Source organism: Asprobacillus argus (genome assembly GCF_032248395.1).
GTDB lineage: Bacteria > Bacteroidota > Bacteroidia > Flavobacteriales > Flavobacteriaceae > Polaribacter > Polaribacter argus.
Map to the genome: position 1 here is coordinate 197792 of NZ_JAVTTO010000004.1, position 18196 is coordinate 215987.

The window sequence follows — 18196 nt, forward strand, 5'->3', positions numbered from 1 at the left end:
TATAAAATTAAAAACATAAAAAAAGCGGAGTAAAACTCCGCTTCTTATTTTAAAACTTTTTGACCTCCTTAAAAGGTGAGATACTTATGTTTTCTACTTTGGCTTTGTATGCCGCCCAATCTTTATCAAAGAAAGTATTGGTCTTGGTAATGGCATCTTGTAAGGCGTCTTTAAACTGCTTCATTAACTGTCTTTCAGTTGCTGTAAGATTTCCTTTTCGGCTACCGACATATCTTCTGGCATTTCCAAAACGTTGATTGACGGTTACTTCTGGATTTCGTGTAATTCCTTGTCTTCTGTCAACCTTACCTAAGAAAATAGCTACTATTCCATCTATTTTCTTGACAATATCTTTAGATGCTTTAATCTGATCTTTGTATTTCTTTTTATCTTCTTTAGATAATTTAGATTTAAATCCATTGGCAGTATTCTTACTCTCTGCTAATTGCTTTAAGACACCAGCCATTCGCTTTTGATCTTGTTCCATATCTTTACTTGCATTATAGATCTCATTGATCGCAGCAGCAGACATTTGTAATCTTGGGTCATAAGCAACTGTAATGTTTTGCTCAGAAACCTGATCACCAAAAGACATTTTTAATCGATATGTCCCAGGTTTAACACGAACCCCTGAAGGCTCATTACGTTGTTTTCTGATAGTTCTACTTGGTCTCGCTACTCCTTTTTCGCGCATAAACCAGTACATCTTATGTACACCATTCTTTTTAGGAGCTTTACGTTTTAACGTACGGATTAATCTAGAACCATCAAAAATCTCTAACTTAATAGAGTCGTATTTTACAGCAGGCTTTTTGTCACCTTCAGATTGTTTTGGCTCTTCTTTCTTTTTTTTCTTTCCTCTTCTTTTCTTCGCAGCCTTAGGAGCTTCTTCTTTTTTCTTTTCAGGTCTATTGATATAGTAAGAAATCATAGCGCCAAATCGACGATTCTCCCCATTGTAAAGAGCATCCGCCCCAAATCTACTTCCTGTTGGTTGTTGATACGCAGCTTGGTATGCAGTTGGTGGTTCAAATAATGCTAAGGTCTTCGATGCAGCTCCTGTAGCCATAGCCCGCAGGGGTCTAATATCATCTAATACCCATGCCGCTCTACCAAAGGTTCCAATAATAAGGTCATGCTCTCTAGGGTGAATCACTAGATCTTTTACAGGTACTGTTGGAAAACCAGCAGTCCACTTTGTCCATTTATTTCCAGCATTTAAAGACACATACAATCCATCATCCGTTCCCAGGAACAATAAATTAGCGTTTACTGGATCTTCTACAATACTTAACGTATAGCTTTCCACATCATTTGCATCGACAATTCTTGTCCATGTTTTACCATAATCCTTTGTTCTATAGGCATAAGGCGTATAGTTAAATCGTCTGTAATCGTTAGCGATCAATAATGCTTCGCCTTTATTTTTATTAGATGCTTTAATTTGAGCGATCCAACTTCCTGCTGGAAGGCCTTTCAATCCATTTGAAACATCCGACCACGTTGTACCTCCATTTTGAGTAATATGAACTCGACCGTCGTCCGTACCTGCCCACATCATATTTTTTTCTAAAGGAGATGGCTCTATAACTAAGACAGTACAATGGTTTTCGGCACCAGTAGCATCCATAGTTAAACCGCCACTTTCTCCTTGTTTTTGTTTTTCTTTATCATTTGTGGATAAATCAGGTGAAATTACAGACCATGTTAATCCCTTGTCTGTTGACTTATGTACAAACTGACTTCCGAAATAAATAGTGCTATTATCAAAAGGATCGATATTAATTGCCGAGTTCCAGTTAAAGCGTAATTTCACTTTTGGGTCTGGATGCGTGGGGCGCACAGTATAATTGTTTCCTGTTATATGATCATATCTGCTTACAAAACCTTGCTGGCTCATAGACCATCCATAACGGGAGTTATCCTTATCTGGTACGACATCAAATCCATCTCCAAAACTGATCTCTTGCCAATATGAATTTCTGATTCCTTGTGCCTTCCAAACATATGCTGGGCCTCTCCAAGAACCATTATCTTGCATTCCTCCATATACATTATATGGGAATTCATTATCTACATTGATGTGATAGAATTGTGCCACGGGCAAGTTTCCAACAAACCTCCAAGTCTTTCCTCGGTCTTTCGTGATATTCATACCTCCATCATTACCATCAATCATAAATGAACCATCTGTTGGGTGTATCCACCAGGAATGATGATCTGGGTGCACACCATTAGAAACGCCATATGCTGGCATTAACTGACGGAAACTCTTTCCTCCATCTTCAGATACATTTACATACGTAAATATGGTATAGAGTCTGTTTTCATTTTGAGGATCTACATAGATTTCAGAATAATAAAAAGGTCTGTTTCCAATACCTCTCTTGTTATTGATCATTTTCCATTTAAAACCTCCATCTACACTCTTATATAGTGCGTTCTTTTTTGCTTCTACCAGAGCATAAACAACATTGGGGTTGCTTCTTGAGATCGCAACACCAATTCTTCCCAAATCACCTTTAGGAAAACCTTCCTTAGCGGTAATCTTTTTCCAATTTTCACCACCATCATGGGTAATATACATTCCGCTGCCTTTTCCTCCTGATTTAAAAAACCAAGGATCACGTTTATGTTCCCACATAGTTGCGATCAATTTGTTAGGATTAGAAGGATCCATGACTAAATCGGCAGCTCCAGTTTTTATATTGTTAAATAAGATTCGCTTCCATGTTTTTCCTCCATCTGTTGTTTTATAAACACCTCGTTCTTTATGTTCTCCCCAGGGAGACCCAATAGCACCAACATATACAGTATTTGGGTTTGTTGGATCTATCACAATCCTATGAATATGACGTGTTTTTTCTAATCCCATAGATTTCCATGACTTTCCACCATCTAAAGACTTAAAGATTCCATATCCGCCATTCAAACTATTCCTAGGGTTTCCTTCCCCAGTTCCTACCCAAATAACACTAGGGTTGGATTGTTGTATGGCCAAAGCTCCAACAGAGGCGGTAACTTCTTTGTCGAAAACGGGAGCCCATTTAATACCTCCAGACGTAGATTTCCAAAGTCCACCAGAAGCGGTACCTACATACATAATATCAGGGTCAGACTGAACCACGTCTATAGCAGTTACACGTCCACTCATACCACCAGGACCTATGTTCCTCGGTTTCATATTTTTAACAAGATCCATTGAAAACTCTTGAGAAAAAAGAGTGATCGAAATGAAAAGTAACAGAAAGGTTAGGATTTTTTTCATGTGTGAAATGTTAGTTGATTTTTAAAAAGCTTAAAGGTACAAGTTACAGTTTTTATATATTCTTAAAGAAATCTTAAAGAACATCATTGTACTAATCTGCTTTTTTAATTTGAACAGGAGTTAAATACTGAAAACCTTGTTCATTGTTTTTATTGGATAACTCCCAACGATGACCATAGATATCTTCATAGATAATGGTGAATGCTGGAGGAGTTTTATTCATTTGATTCTTAAAGTTTTTAACTCCAGAATAATCGTCTTTATCTTTAGAAGAAATTTCAAAGACTCTTATATTCTCGCTGGGTTGTACCACAGTATTCTTGGTGATCGTCATTGACCCCGTGTAGCTAATAGAATCCCCAATAGCTACTCTTTCTTTCATCTTATAGAGTAGGGCATCAGTAGAGTTATCAAATTGAACACTATCATTTAAAACAAAAGAAACTTCTTTGATAAAAGCGGGTCCCACTCCCTTGTTAATTAAATGTATGCTAAATGCTCGGACATTATAGACATTTTCAAATTGTAAATAGGGTAAAACACTTGCGCTTTGCTGCTTTCTGGTCAATTCATTTTCTTCCCTCCCTAGATTTAATTGATAGAAAAGAGCAAACAAAGATATGGCGCTTATGAACAACGCAGAAATACTCATCACCTTTTCGGCAGACCACTTAACTTCCCATCTTTTTGATTTAATTTCTTCTGACATATATTGATAATTACAGCTTAAATATAAAAAGAAAGACGAGTATTTTACTCGTCTTTCTTTTTAGGTTCTCTTTTGGCATCTTTTAGCGATTGCATCAGCATCCATTCGATCTGACCATTGGTCGATCGAAACTCATCTCCAGCCCATTTTTCAATGGCCTTGAGCATCTCTTCATTGATGCGTAATGCAAAAGCTTTCTTCTTTGCCATACTTATTGTTTTATAAACATTGCGATAATCGTTACCAATTCGTTGGATATAGGGAAATCTGGTGATCGATACGATGGAATATTATCCGCATCTTTCTCTATATGCTTTATCACATGGTTCATGTTTTTTATGATCTTTAATGCTCCATCCTTTTTCGAAGCATGTAGTTGTTTGGCATCTTCCACAGAAACTTGAATATCCTTATCACCATTAATAATCAAAGTTGGTATGGAAACTTCTTTAATTTTTTCTGAAGGATCATATTGCATCCAAGACTTAAAAAATGGCAAGTTAGGTTTTGCAAAAATACTTAACAACATTGGATTTACTTCTTTAATCTCTCCGGTTTCTTTTAGTTCTTTAAAATGAGCGGCAGTCGTTTTTCCCAGTTCAGCGTTTTGTTTAGTAACTTGACCAACTATAGTAGCATCAATCGATTCAGAGGGTCCTGCTAAAGAAATATATTTATCGGCGTCGGCATAAGCTAACATAGCTACTAAAGACCCTTGACTATGACCAATCAAGGTTATCTTTTTAAAACGATCGTCTTTTCTAAAATAAGCTATTACTTTTTTAACATCGACCACCAGGTCGTCAAAGGTTAGCTTCTTCAATAAGAATTTCATGTTGTTTCTATTCGCTGTTCTTTTATCATAACTAAAGAAAGCGATACCTTCTTTGTTAATATTATCTCTGAACTGTTTAATATAATTTGCACCAACATTCAACCCTGCTTGATTTCCATTCCTGTCAACATTTCCAGATCCGTGTACCCAAATAACAAGATCAGTATCCTTATCTGAATACGTTAAGGTTCCTGGTAATTCTATACTATCATTTTTGATTAGTATGGCCTCAGACTTCACCTGGGCCCAAGTTAATGTGATACTAAGAATGTATGTACTAATAAATGCGATAACTCGTAACATGATTATTTATTTTTAAATATAATGGTGAACATTACGATTAAGGTAATTCCAGTAATCGTTAAAATACTTGGTAACATCCATTGCGAGTATTGAAAAGTACCCTTAGCACTTTCTATAACGGAGTACACTACAATACCTTGAACAATACTAAGAAAAGGCATGTATATGGCGGCAGCTCTAAAGTTTGCTATTCTACTTTTTAGCTGAATACTATGAAAAGAAGTCGCTTTAGACAAATAGAATAGGCCAACATTTAATATAGTAAGTAATCCCATAACCAGCCATATAATATCTTTGCTTCCATGACCATCTATTTCTCCATTCAAAGTAAAGTGTGTAGGAATTTCAGATGGTAGCTCAGCATACTCTATAATAACGTACAACCAAGAACATAGACTTATAAAAAATGCTATGCTGATGATTATGTAATCAATCGTTTCAAGTTTTATGTTATGTTGGTTATCCATGATCTTCTATTTTATTCTGATAAGTTTCGAGTACCTTTTTTGCATCATACTCTTTTTGCGTTCCAATGAGAATCTTCTTACCTGTTAGTAATTCCAATTGAATACCAATATTTCCACTAACATTGAAAGCTCGACCTTTTTTTCGACGAAAACCTCCTTTTAAACCCCAACCTCCGTATTCGGAGATAGCATCGTACTTTCTTACTGAGACCGATTTAATTTCAGACCAATGCTGGGTTCTGAATTTTCCATGAAAAGGAATAAATCTATAATGAATTCCTTTTTCATCGATACGCGTTTTTAATTTGAAGAAGAATATTGGAATAGTAGCTCCGAACATTAGTAAAAGTGTTAATGTAAATTCCATAGCACTCATATTGGTGTTCTCTTTCGTATACTCTTTGATGATCAAAACAATTGGGATCATGATACTAACGGCGAGTAATATGATCAACCAGGTTTGCCTAAATCGTTGTTCTTCTTCAAACACTCTCATCCTTATCTGTTTTTATCCCTTTCAAAGACAATTCTCGCCGAGTTCTCTGCAATGTGTCTTACAGTCCAACCTGCTTTTGCATACTGATTTAAAGTGTCTTCTAACTTTTCATTGTTTTTAGACAATCCCATTTTCCAGTTTACTACTTTATATTCTTTCATTTTTTTTCTTTTTTCCTTTGTTGTTGACTCAAAATTAGACCCAACACATAGCCAACTCCAGCACCCATTGGTAGGCCTAATCCTGTACTGTTAAAAATGATGCCGATGCCAGCTCCAAATATCATCCCTAAAATAGCACTATTGTTTTTCATACTTATTAAAATAAAACAATTCCAAGCGTTAGAAATAGCATACAAATAATAAACAGTATGAACGCTACTTTTTTATTTTTAATTTGAATTCCTAACATACGTATTGATTTAATGACTTAATGTACCTGTGTTTAATACAGGAGAAGCTTCTTTATCTCCACATAAAATAACCATTAGATTACTTACCATCGCAGCTTTACGCTCCTCGTCCAATTCTACAATATCTTTCTTGTTCAGCTCTTCCAAAGCCATTTCAACCATACTTACGGCTCCTTCCACAATTTTATGTCTTGCGGCAACGATAGCTGTTGCTTGTTGACGTTTTAACATCGCATTTGCAATTTCTTGAGCATAGGCTAAATATCCAATTCGAGCCTCTAGTACTTCAATTCCAGCTATAGATAAGCGTTCTTCTAATTCTTTTTCCAAAGCTTCGCTTACTTCGTTAACGCTGGAACGTAATGTAATATCTTCTTCGTGTCCTTCATCTGCAAAGTTATCATATGGGTACATACTTGCTAACTTTCTAACCGCAGCATCCGTTTGCACTCTTACAAAATTTTCATAGTTATCAACGTCGAAGGCCGCGTTATACGTATTCGTAACTCTCCATACCAAAATAGTACTAATCATTACTGGATTTCCAAGCTTATCATTTACTTTTAAACGCTCACTATCAAAATTGCTAGCTCTCAGCGATATTGCTTTTTTTCTATAAAGAGGGTTGGCCCAGTATAAGCCATTTTGCTTGACTGTTCCTACATATTTTCCGAAAAGTAGAACGACTTTTGATGTATTCGGGTTTACTAATATGAAGCCAAACATACCTACGAGTCCAAAAAATGTTGATAATAGATATCCAGGGTTTTCTTGTTGTATTGTAAATACAATCCCTCCAAAAAATAGCACTAACACTATTAAAAGCATTAAGTATCCGTTAGCAGGTTTAATAATTTTCTCTTCTTTCATGGTCTTAAGTTTAAAATGATATTAAAATGATATCACAAAGATATGACATTATTTTTCTCATTTCCAAATTTTTAAGCACTTATTTTCATAAATTAGCATTTTACATTAAATAATAAACAAGGATGAAATTTAGAATTTTAGCACTTTCAGTTTTTCTTTTTTTGGGATACTCAACAAAGGCTACGGAAATCATTTGGGGTCAAACGGGTCATAGGACTGTTGGTAAAATAGCCTCAAAACATTTAACGAATAAAACGAAGAGAAAGATTCGAAAACTGTTAAAAGGTCAAAGTTTGGCTTTTGTATCAACATTTGCAGACGAGATCAAATCTGACAGAAAATATAGAGAGTTTTATACCTGGCACTTTATCAATATGCCAATGGATTCCAATTATGAAGATTCTAAAAAGAACCCTAAAGGCGATTTGGTCACAGGAATCAAAAAATGTTTGGAAGTTATAAAAGATAAAAAGAGTTCTAAAAAAGATAAGGCCTTCTATTTAAAAATGTTAGTGCATTTAGTGGGTGACTTACATCAACCATTACATATTGGGCTTGAAGAAGATAGAGGAGGTAATCGATTTAATGTAAAATGGTTTGGTCAGAAAACGAATTTGCACAGTGTTTGGGATACCAAAATGATTGAAGGTTTTAATATGAGTTATATAGAATTAGCAGATAATGCAGAAGAACTTTCCAAAAAACAGGTTAAAGCTATTCAAGAAGGAACTGTAGTTAACTGGGTAGATGAGACGCATGAATTGACTAAAAAAATATACAAATCTGCAAAGAAAGATGAGAACCTACGTTACCGATACTCTTATGACTATTTAACTACTGCAAGAAAACAATTGCAAAAGGCGGGTATTCGTTTGGCAAAAGTACTTAATGATGCTTTTAAATAGTAGTTGTTAACGTTTAGTTAATTGTTTTTTAGACGATTATCTTATTTGTAATTTTACTTTTATGAAAAACTCCCTATTATTCGCTGTTTTACTTTTTTGTATGCTTTCTTGCAAGCCGGAGGTTGCTAAAGTTGCTAAAGTGACCGAAGTGACGAGTTTGAATTATGACGAGTTAAAGCCGTTGCTGCATGCGCAAGATGACAAGGTTTATGTGGTTAATTTTTGGGCAACATGGTGCGCTCCTTGCGTGAAAGAACTTCCGTATTTTGAAAAGATCAATAAGGAATATAAAGACAAGAATGTAGAGGTTTTATTGGTAAGTTTAGATTTTCCAAAAAAGGTAACGTCCAAATTAATACCATTCATTAACAAGAAAAACATTGAATCAAAGGTAGTGCTGTTAGATGATAAAAACGAACAGTTTTGGATTGGAGATATCAGCGAAAAATGGTCAGGAGCATTACCGGCTACATTGATCTATACTAAAGATAAAAGAGAATTCTTCGCAGAACCTATTTCCTACGAAGTATTAGAAAACACTATACAATCATTTTTAAAATAACTATTATGAAAACAACTAAAATACTTAGTGCCATTATCCTATTGGTGGCAATATCAGCCTTTACGATAGTACCGGAGAAAGGATATAAAGTAGGAGATACAGCTTCAGACTTTTCTTTAAAGAATGTAGATGGGGAAATGGTATCGTTAGCAGATTATAGTAAGGCTAAAGGCTTTATTGTTATTTTCACCTGTAACTCGTGTCCATATTCTGTGGCTAACGAAGATAGGATCATTGCATTAGATAAAAAGTATAAGAGCAAAGGTTATCCAGTGATTGCGATTAACCCTAATGACCCAGTTGTACAACCTAGAGATAGCTACGATCGTATGAAGATTAGAGCGGAAGAAAAAGGGTTTACATTTCCATATTTGTTTGATGAAGATCAAGAGGTATTTCCAAAATACGGAGCAACAAAAACACCTCATGTATATATTTTAAATAAAGATGACGGAAAACTCATCGTAGAATATATTGGAGCTATTGATGATAGCTCACGAGATGAAAGCGGCGTAAGCAAGAAATATGTGGAAAACGCAGTAGATGCTTTATTGGCTGGAAAGAAACCGTCCGAAACTTATACACGGGCTATTGGCTGTAGTATAAAAACACAATAAATAAAAAAGCGAACTACAAAGTTCGCTTTTTTTTATTCTGTTACTTTTAAACGAGCAGTAGCTGTAACATTTTCATCAGCATACTCATTTTTTAAGTATTTCAAATATCCGGTAATGGCAATCATTGCTGCATTGTCTGTGGTATATTCGAACTTGGGAATATACGTAGTCCAGTTAAAGTACTTTTCCGCATGCTCCAAACGAGCTCTAATCTCAGAATTAGCAGATACACCTCCTGCAATAGCAATATGTTTTATACCTGTTTCTTTTACCACATTTTTCAGCTTATCTAATAAGATCTCAACAATGGTATACTGAATTGATGCACAGATATCATGTAAGTTTTCCTTAATGAAATCAGGATTTTCTTTCAATTGTTTCTGTAGAAAATATAGAATCGCCGTTTTTAATCCACTGAAACTGAATTCCAATTTCCCTACTTTGGGTTTCGTAAATGCATATGCTTTAGGGTTTCCAAGTTTCGCATATTTATCAATTAAAGGACCTCCAGGGTAGGGAAGTCCTAATAGTTTTGCCGATTTATCAAAAGCTTCTCCGACTGCGTCATCAATAGTTTCTCCTAAAACCTCCATCTTAAAATGGTCATTTACGCGTACAATTTGAGTATGTCCACCACTTATTGTCAAGCATACAAAAGGAAAGGGAGGAATCTTCGCACTTTCGTCTTTAATAAAATGTGCCAGAATATGCGCTTGCATGTGATTTACATCAATTAATGGAATTTGTAGCCCCATAGCTAAAGACTTAGCAAAGGATGTTCCTACTAATAAAGAACCCATCAATCCGGGGCCTTTTGTAAAGGCAATAGCATTAAGTTGCGATGTATCAATTCCCGCTTGTTCCAGAGCTTGCTGTACAACAGGAACAATATTTTGCTGATGTGCTCTAGAAGCCAACTCAGGAACAACTCCACCATATTGTGCATGCACTTCCTGATTGGCAATTACATTGCTCAAAATGGCTCCATCACAAATTACCGAAGCGCTCGTGTCATCACAAGACGATTCTATTCCAAGGATATAAATTTTGTTAGTATTCAATACGTAAAAACTTTCGACAAAATTAGCTATAATTTCTTAAGATGGTGCCAGTTTTTTTAAAGTAGAAATTTAATAGTTTGTTAATTTTGACGTTCTTTGCAGTACATGGCAAAATATTTGTGATATATTATACGTTTTGCAAATGATCTCAAACAAACCCAGCTATTAAGAAGTTTACCAAAATATTGATAAAATGGTTAAAGTACCTGGTACTTTTTCTAATCCTTCTGATCATTTTTTTATCCATTCCAGCTGTACAAACCAAATTGGCCAAAATGGCGACGGATAGAATAAATGAGGATTATGGTACGGATCTGGTAATCAAAAAAGTAGACCTCTCTTTTTTAGGTTCTGTCTCTCTTAAAGGTGTAGAGATTAGAGATCATCATAAAGACACATTAATCTTTATCAATAAACTGAGTACTTCTTTACTTAATGCAAAACGTGTTTTAGATAATGATGTAAATCTGAAAAGTATTTCCCTCGATGGAATTGATTTTCATCTAAAAACGTACAAGGATGAAAAAGATGATAATCTTTCCATTTTTGTAGATAGTTTTGAAGACGGAACTATCACTCCACGAGACTCTACGTATACCCCTTTCATGTTAAGAACTTCTAATATTTATCTGGAAAATTTGAATTTTAAACAGATTGATGAAAATGAAGAGAACCCGTTTATTTTTAGTGCTTCTAATGGAGGAGGAAACTTGCAAGATTTTGCGATTATAGGACCAGATGTATCTACAAAGATCAGGGGGCTGTATTTTATAGATAATAGAGGTATTGAGATTACGAATCTAACGACGGATTTCAAGTACTCCAAAACTCAAATGCAATTCTATAATACAACAGTTGAGACCGAAAGGTCTAAAATTGAGGCGGAAATAGAATTCAATTATAAAAGGGAAAACTTAAAGTATTTTAATGATAGCGTTGCGGTTACAGCGACATTTAAGCCTAGTAGCTTTTCTGTCGTAGACCTAAAGAAGCTGTACAACGAACTTAATGGAACTGATGTACTTAACTTTAGAGGAGCCGTAAAAGGAGCGTTGAACGATTTTAAATTGAGCAAGCTTCGATTGAACTCCAAACAAGGAATTCGCATTATTGGCGATATGGAATTTAAGAATGCCATTAATACGGATAAGGGCTTTGAATTTATGGGCGATCTGGACGATGTCACGGCAAACTACCAGAAACTTAAGAATATACTACCTAATTTGTTAGGGAAAACATTACCTACAGAGTTTATAAGGCTAGGGGATTTTACTTTACGAGGAAGAACGAAAGTAACACCTGAAAATTTGAATGCCACAGTTACGGTTGTTTCTGATATTGGAACAACTATTGCCGATATGGAGATCACAAGTATTGATCATATTGACGATGCAAGTTATAATGGAGAGATTGAGTTAATAGGTTTTGATTTTGGTCAATTTTTTAACGATCCGTTATTCGGAAAGGTATCTTTTAAAGGAGATGTTAAGGGAAGTGGATTCTTGCTAGAAAATATCAATACTACCCTGATTGGGAAGATATCTGACTTTGAATTTAACGCATATAATTATCAGAATATATTGGTAAATGGGCGCTACCAAAATAATTTATTTGATGGTGATTTCTCTGTAGATGATGCCAACTTAAAAATGACATTTAAAGGCCTTGCAGATCTTTCATCTGCGGTACATCAGTTTGATTTCAATGCAAATATTACCTACGCAGACCTAAAGGAGATTAAATTGTATGAAAGAGATAGCATTGCCCAGTTAAAGGGTGTTGTCGATTTGGACCTAAATGGAAATACACTGGACGATATAGTAGGGATTGCTAATTTTAAGGGAGTAGAGTACACCAATCAAAGAAAGAAATTTACATTCAAACAGTTTTTAGTTTTATCTACGGTTAAGGATGGCACAAAACAAATAAGAATAGATTCGGAAGATATTGTTAAAGGTGAATTGAAAGGAAATTTTACGTTTGAAGATCTACTTCCTTTAGCACAAAATGCATTTGGTAGTATTTATACGAATTATACTCCTTATAGGGTTGCACCGCATCAATTTATGAATTTTGATTTTACAGTATACAATCAGGTGGTTGAACTATTCTATCCTGAAATTTCTATAGATAACAATACCAAAGTTAGAGGGTTGATCAATGCAGATGATAATAGATTGAAACTTACCATTTCCTCACCGAAAATTACCGCATATGGAAGTGAAATAGATCAGTTTTTGTTGCGAACGGACACAAAGAATAAATTATATAATTCCCAACTCACGGCAGGTAAGGTTAATACAAAGCAATACAATTTTTCAAATTTAAACTTGCTGAACAAAACGGTTAATGATACCCTATTCTTTAAATCTGTTTTTAGGGGAGGAATCAATGATGAAGAGAAGTTTAACGTTGATTTTTTCTATACGATAAATAAGGATAAAAAGTCCGTTGTCGGGATTCAAAAATCGACCTTTAATTTTAAAGATAGAAATTGGGATATCAATCCGACTAACAATGCACAGAATAAAGTTACGTTCGATCTAAATACAGACGAGTATGTTTTCTCTCCGTTTGAATTAGTTTCCAAAGAACAAAGAATTAACTTTAAAGGGGTGCTACGAGATTCTACATACAAAGACCTTAAAGCCAATTTTACCAAGGTGTCTTTAGAGAGCTTTTTGCCAAGTATAGATAGCTTAAAGATTAAGGGGATTTTAAACGGAAATATAGATTTTGTTCAAAAGGACGGTTCCTATAGCCCTAAAGGAAACCTGATTGTAAATAGTTTTGAAGTAAACGATTTTGCTCAAGGAGATTTGGCCATTAACGTAGAAGGAGATAATTCGTATGAAAAGTACAGTGTAGATCTATCACTTCAAAAAGAACGTGTAAAGAGCATTGCAGCAACGGGAAGCCTTGATTTTTCTACTACGCGACCTACGATGGACTTGTCCGTTTTCCTGGAAGATTTTCAGTTGAACGCATTCAGTCCTTTAGGACAAGATGTATTATCGGCAATTCGAGGATCAGCTTCTGGTAATTTCACGTTAAAAGGCTTTTTAGGAAACCCAAGTATGGATGGAAGCTTAACACTTCGAGACACAGGCTTAAAATTTCCGTTGTTGAATACAGATTATGAGTTCGAAGGAGATGCCATTGTAGGTCTTCAGGGACAATCCTTTATTTTCAATGATATCACTTTGCTAGATACTGAGTATGCAACCAGAGGAAATTTATCAGGACAAATTGTACACCAAAATTTTGATGCTTGGTTCTTAGACCTAAAAGTAGATACGGATAATTTATTGATATTAAATACTGAAAATACCGAAGAAGCGCAGTATTATGGTACCGGGTTTATAGATGGTTCTGCTGAAATTACCGGATTGACAGATAACTTAGATATCATTGTTAACGCAAGAACTGAAAAGAATACAAAATTTGTTATTCCGCTAAAAGATGTTGCAACTGTTGAGAGTTATAAACTAATTCATTTTAAATCGGATAAATCATCAGAAGATCGTCAGAAAGAATTGGCTCAAGAAGCTATTGAAGGTGTTTCTTTATTTATCAATTTAGAAGTGACCAAAGACGCAGAAGCACAAGTGGTAATTGATGAGGTAAATGGTAGTGAGTTAAAAGGAACCGGTACGGGAGACCTTCAGATAGAGATCAATACTCGAGGAACTTTTAATATGTTTGGAGATTATACTATAGATAAGGGAGTATATAGCTTAAAATATGGAGGAATCATTAACAAGCCTTTTGCTATTGTAAAAGGAAGTACCGTTTCTTGGAGTGGAGATCCATATGAAGCAGAATTGAATGTTACTGCTATGTATACCACAAAAGCCAATCCGGCAGTTTTATTAGAGAATTTTAGTACAAATAGGACAATTCCTGTAAACCTCATTACTAAGATTACAGGAGAACTCTTTAATTCTAAGCAAGAATTTGATATAGAAATTCCTAATTCAGATTCAACAATAGGTAGTGAGCTTGATTTTGTTTTAAATGATAATAATAAGAATGCTAAGATGCGTCAGTTTATGTCTTTGTTAGCGTTTGGAAGTTTCCTTAGCTCTGATAATGCTAATATTAATACAGAAGGTTTAATTACGAATACTACAGGTAATTTTGTGAGTGCAATTTTGTCGGATATTATAAGTTCTAATGATCGTTTAAAAGTAAATGTAAATTATAAACAAGGTACTCCGCAAGATGTTTCGAATACTTTAGCCACAGATAATACTGTGGAAGCAACGTTATCTACTCAAATCAACGATCGAATTATTATCAATGGAAAGGTTGGGGTACCGGTAGGCGCTCAAACACAGTCTAGTGTGGTAGGAGAGGTAAAAGTCGAGGTGCTCTTAAATGAAAAAGGAACATTCAGAGGCGTTATTTTTAATCGTCAGAATGAGATTCAGTACTCAGCACAAGAAGAGGGATATACACAAGGAGCTGGTTTAAGCTATCAGGTAAACTTTAATACGTTGTCAGAATTACTTCAAAAGATTGGTTTAAAGAAAAAGAAGAAAAAGAAACCAGTAGTAAAAAAAGATACTGCTAAAACTAAAAAGAAGCAACTCATTAACTTTAAACAAAAAAAGTAACTATAGCAATTTTTGCAATGTTATCTGAACGGTTTTTTCTTGTTCAGAGGTACTCAAAACTTTTATGCTGATTGTTGTTCCTTCCTTTTTTAAAAGTTTATAGTATTCACTTAAAGAGCTAGATGATACGCCACCAATGGTAATGATCTTATCTCCTTTTCTAAGTCCTTTTTTATAGGCTGGACTTGACCCAGCAACACTGCCAACCAAAATTGTCCCTTTATCCTTTTTTAAACGAATTCCGCTTAAAGGGAATTCAAAAGGATTGGTGTATAAAGTATTTGGCTTTAAGTAGAGCCTCTTTTGCGTATAATCTAAAATGACTGAAAAACGCTTGATGATTTTCGCCCCTAAAATACCCAAATAATTAGGGTAGGCACTTACACCACTTTTATCGTTGGATAGTGAAATGGTCAAATCGTTAAACTCGAAACTTCCGATTTTAAACGAACGAATGGCTATTTGTTCTGAGATTGATTCATGGCCTAAGTTCTGAGATTTAGAGATTATGCGTTTATTCGACTTTTCAGATAGCTTATTTTTATTCTTAAATGGACTATTCACGGATAACGTAATACCTGCCCCAGAATCGAAGAGAATACTTCCAGAAAAGACCTCTCCATTTTTTAGTTGTATGGAAACTTCCAATTGAGGTATTGGGATCCCGCCCCCAAATTGAAAGGGCAGTTTCTCATATTTGTTTAGGTCTACGTCTTCTATCTTCTCATACAACAAAAGTTTCTCTTTTTGGTAATCTATTTTAGTCACATAATTCCGTAATAAACTGTAGCCAAAAATTCCGTCAAAGGGATAGTCTGATAATTGGTGAAACGGTTCAAGGTTCGTAAGTACAAGGTTCGATTGCTCAATCACGACTTTAGGCGCTATCGTAAGCTTTTGTCCTAAAACAATATCGTACGATTTAGATCCTCCGCCGCCTGCAACACTTTGTTTGTAATTAGGTTTCAAGCCTAGTTTTTTAGCAAGTTTTTCGTCTAATACATCCGCTGTTGCGCCCGTGTCAAAAACAAAATTCAAAGGTTTGTCAAACTCATTAAGTTTTACCTTAATATGAATATGCCCGTTCTCACGTAACACAAATGGGATTTCAGAAACTTGTGCGCATAATTGAACAATACTCAAAAACATAAAGTACCCAAGGATAAAATAGGCACGTGCCTTTATAAAAGATCTAATCATACGTAAATATAATTCCTATTTTATAAGATCTATGTTAATTAATGTTAATCCTATTTGATCACTTTCCAGATACGCCTTAAAAGTATAATGCAAACAATGGTAAGGATGGTTAATGTTAAAGCTAAGGTAGTTTCTCCATAAATCCAATTACCCGTTGCAAACAAGAAACTATATACACCAATTACACCGGCAAAGAAGGCAACAATCTTATAACCTATATGTTTAAACTTTGAGGTGCCATCAAAAATTAACGCGTTAAACGTATCTAAGGTTGCTGTATCAGTTGGTGATGTTAGTAAGGTAACAGCAATCCATCCAATAGTTGTAACTACAACACCAATAATCAACTGCCAGTATCCAGGAATCTCTTCCATCAAAGCAAAATCCAACTGTTTATTAATAAAAAAGAATGCAGCAATACTAAAAGAAATGGTCATTGCGGCAATTTCGCTGGCAGGATTAATACGATGCCAGAACCATCGAAGAATAAATAGTAGCCCTGTGCCAGCTCCAATCTGTAATAAGAGATCAAAAACATCTTTAGCCGATTGTAAATAAAAGGAAAATAAGGCTGCGCACAACATTAATGCTACAACTGTGATCTTTCCTACAACAACCTTTTGTTTTTCCGAGGCGTTTTTATTGACAAACCTACCATATAGATCATTTACAACATACGAGCTTCCCCAGTTCAATTGTGTAGAGATGGTACTCATAAAAGCGGCAATTAAGGAGGTAAGTACAATACCCAATAGTCCAGCCGGTAAATAGGTCATCATAGCAGCGTAGGCAACATCATGACCTTGCATTTCTACGTTTAGACCAGGGAACGCTGAATTCACACTGTCTAAACTTGGAAAAATCACTAACGAAGCGAGTCCAACAATGATCCATGGCCATGGACGTAAAGCATAATGTGCAAAGTTAAAGAACAAGGTTGCCCAGGTAGCATTTTTTTCATCTTTAGCAGCTAACATTCGCTGGGCTATATAGCCGCCACCGCCTGGTTCAGCTCCAGGGTACCAGGTACTCCACCATTGTACGGCAAAAGGAATGATAAATAAGGTAATCAATGCTTCTTTATTTGAAAAATCTGGAAGCATACTTAATTGGCCAATCACGTTCTCATGAGTTAATAGGGCATCAATACCACCGATTTCAGGTAAATTAACAATATATATAGTAGCCCAAATAGAACCAACCATAGCAATAATAAATTGAACAAAATCAGTAATTAAAACACCTTTTAAACCTCCAAGAGATGAATAGATAACAACAATAATCGACGAATAAACGAGCGTTTGTTCCTGGGAAATTCCAAGTAATATATTCGCAATTTTTGCACCAGCCAAGCATACACCAGCCATCGTAATCACGTTAAAAACAACACCTAGATAAACAGCCCTAAAGCCACGCAGAAAACTAGCGGTTTTTCCAGAATAACGTACCTCATAGAATTCAAGGTCCGTGGTAATGCCAGACTTTCTCCAAAGTTTAGCGTAAAAAAACACCGTTAGCATACCGGTAAGTAAAAATGCCCACCAAACCCAATTTCCGGAAACACCTTGCTTTCTAACGAGTTCTGTAACTAGACCTGGAGTGTCTGCCGCAAAGGTAGTAGCAACCATGGAAACACCCAATAACCACCAAGGCATACTTCTACCAGATAAAAAGTATTCTTTTGTGTTTTTTCCAGATGTTTTGGAAACCCATAACCCAATACCTAAAGAGATAATGAAAAAGCCTATGATAATGGCATAATCGATAGTTTCAAGATTCATACTTAAGATGTTTTTAGGCTCCTAAAATAATCATTCATTTTGAATAGAAGTTAGTATGGTTCCAATTATAAATTGATAACATGCTCATATC

Annotated in this window: 16 protein-coding genes; 4 read left to right on the forward strand and 12 right to left on the reverse strand. The window is 35.2% G+C overall.

Going from position 1 to position 18196, the window contains the following annotated elements; all coding sequences use genetic code 11:
• Positions 1 to 49 precede the first annotated feature (49 nt).
• The 9 genes from RQM59_RS11165 to RQM59_RS11205 all read right to left on the reverse strand — a co-directional run bounded on the left by RQM59_RS11165 (position 50) and on the right by RQM59_RS11205 (position 7360).
• A complete protein-coding gene (locus RQM59_RS11165) occupies positions 50 to 3268 on the reverse strand; it encodes a WD40/YVTN/BNR-like repeat-containing protein (RefSeq protein WP_349242194.1) in 3219 nt (1072 codons plus the stop codon).
• 91 nt (positions 3269 to 3359) lie between these two features.
• Positions 3360 to 3977: a hypothetical protein gene (locus tag RQM59_RS11170; RefSeq protein ID WP_349242195.1), complete on the reverse strand. Its 618-nt coding sequence runs from the start codon at positions 3975 to 3977 to the stop codon at positions 3360 to 3362.
• Between the two features lie 44 nt (positions 3978 to 4021).
• On the reverse strand, positions 4022 to 4186 hold the full coding sequence (locus tag RQM59_RS11175; RefSeq protein ID WP_349242196.1) for a type II toxin-antitoxin system antitoxin: 165 nt from the start codon (positions 4184 to 4186) through the stop codon (positions 4022 to 4024).
• Positions 4187 to 4188: 2 nt separating this feature from the next.
• Positions 4189 to 5115: an alpha/beta hydrolase gene (locus RQM59_RS11180; protein ID WP_349242197.1), complete on the reverse strand. Its 927-nt coding sequence runs from the start codon at positions 5113 to 5115 to the stop codon at positions 4189 to 4191.
• A gap of 2 nt (positions 5116 to 5117) precedes the next feature.
• Positions 5118 to 5582, reverse strand: a complete 465-nt coding sequence (locus RQM59_RS11185; protein WP_349242198.1) for a DUF1648 domain-containing protein — start codon at positions 5580 to 5582, stop codon at positions 5118 to 5120.
• Positions 5575 to 6078 (reverse strand): hypothetical protein, encoded by a 504-nt coding sequence (locus RQM59_RS11190; protein WP_349242199.1) that lies wholly within the window; start codon positions 6076 to 6078, stop codon positions 5575 to 5577. Before RQM59_RS11190 ends, RQM59_RS11185 begins: the two co-directional genes overlap by 8 nt.
• 2 nt (positions 6079 to 6080) lie before the next feature.
• Entirely contained in the window at positions 6081 to 6239 is a 159-nt protein-coding gene (locus RQM59_RS11195; protein ID WP_349242200.1) for a DUF4177 domain-containing protein, read from the reverse strand.
• Positions 6236 to 6391 (reverse strand): hypothetical protein, encoded by a 156-nt coding sequence (locus RQM59_RS11200; RefSeq protein WP_349242201.1) that lies wholly within the window; start codon positions 6389 to 6391, stop codon positions 6236 to 6238. The genes RQM59_RS11195 and RQM59_RS11200 overlap by 4 nt, the downstream gene beginning before the upstream one ends.
• 108 nt (positions 6392 to 6499) lie before the next feature.
• The gene (locus RQM59_RS11205; RefSeq protein WP_349242202.1) at positions 6500 to 7360 is read right to left on the reverse strand and encodes an SPFH domain-containing protein; all 861 of its coding nucleotides are present in this window, start codon (positions 7358 to 7360) and stop codon (positions 6500 to 6502) included.
• 122 nt (positions 7361 to 7482) lie between these two features.
• Between RQM59_RS11205 and RQM59_RS11210 the strand changes: the two genes are divergently transcribed.
• The 3 genes from RQM59_RS11210 to RQM59_RS11220 all read left to right on the forward strand — a co-directional run bounded on the left by RQM59_RS11210 (position 7483) and on the right by RQM59_RS11220 (position 9444).
• Positions 7483 to 8265: a S1/P1 nuclease gene (locus RQM59_RS11210; protein ID WP_349242203.1), complete on the forward strand. Its 783-nt coding sequence runs from the start codon at positions 7483 to 7485 to the stop codon at positions 8263 to 8265.
• A 100-nt stretch (positions 8266 to 8365) separates the two neighbouring features.
• Positions 8366 to 8827, forward strand: a complete 462-nt coding sequence (locus RQM59_RS11215) for a TlpA family protein disulfide reductase (RefSeq protein ID WP_349242204.1) — start codon at positions 8366 to 8368, stop codon at positions 8825 to 8827.
• A gap of 5 nt (positions 8828 to 8832) precedes the next feature.
• Complete coding sequence (locus RQM59_RS11220; RefSeq protein WP_349242205.1) at positions 8833 to 9444, forward strand: thioredoxin family protein; 612 nt, start codon at positions 8833 to 8835, stop codon at positions 9442 to 9444.
• Positions 9445 to 9476: 32 nt separating this feature from the next.
• On the opposite strand, the gene tsaD is transcribed toward RQM59_RS11220, so the two are convergent.
• Positions 9477 to 10505 (reverse strand): tRNA (adenosine(37)-N6)-threonylcarbamoyltransferase complex transferase subunit TsaD, encoded by a 1029-nt coding sequence (gene tsaD / locus RQM59_RS11225; protein WP_349242206.1) that lies wholly within the window; start codon positions 10503 to 10505, stop codon positions 9477 to 9479.
• 275 nt (positions 10506 to 10780) lie between these two features.
• Here tsaD and RQM59_RS11230 point away from each other — a divergent pair, with 275 nt between their 5' ends.
• Complete coding sequence (locus tag RQM59_RS11230) at positions 10781 to 15124, forward strand: translocation/assembly module TamB domain-containing protein (RefSeq protein WP_349242207.1); 4344 nt, start codon at positions 10781 to 10783, stop codon at positions 15122 to 15124.
• Here RQM59_RS11230 and RQM59_RS11235 read toward each other — a convergent pair whose 3' ends face one another.
• Together RQM59_RS11235 and RQM59_RS11240 are read right to left on the reverse strand one after the other, a co-directional pair.
• Complete coding sequence (locus RQM59_RS11235; protein ID WP_349242208.1) at positions 15125 to 16324, reverse strand: aspartyl protease family protein; 1200 nt, start codon at positions 16322 to 16324, stop codon at positions 15125 to 15127.
• A 50-nt stretch (positions 16325 to 16374) separates the two neighbouring features.
• Positions 16375 to 18105 (reverse strand): sodium:solute symporter family protein, encoded by a 1731-nt coding sequence (locus RQM59_RS11240; protein WP_349242209.1) that lies wholly within the window; start codon positions 18103 to 18105, stop codon positions 16375 to 16377.
• Positions 18106 to 18196 lie beyond the last annotated feature (91 nt).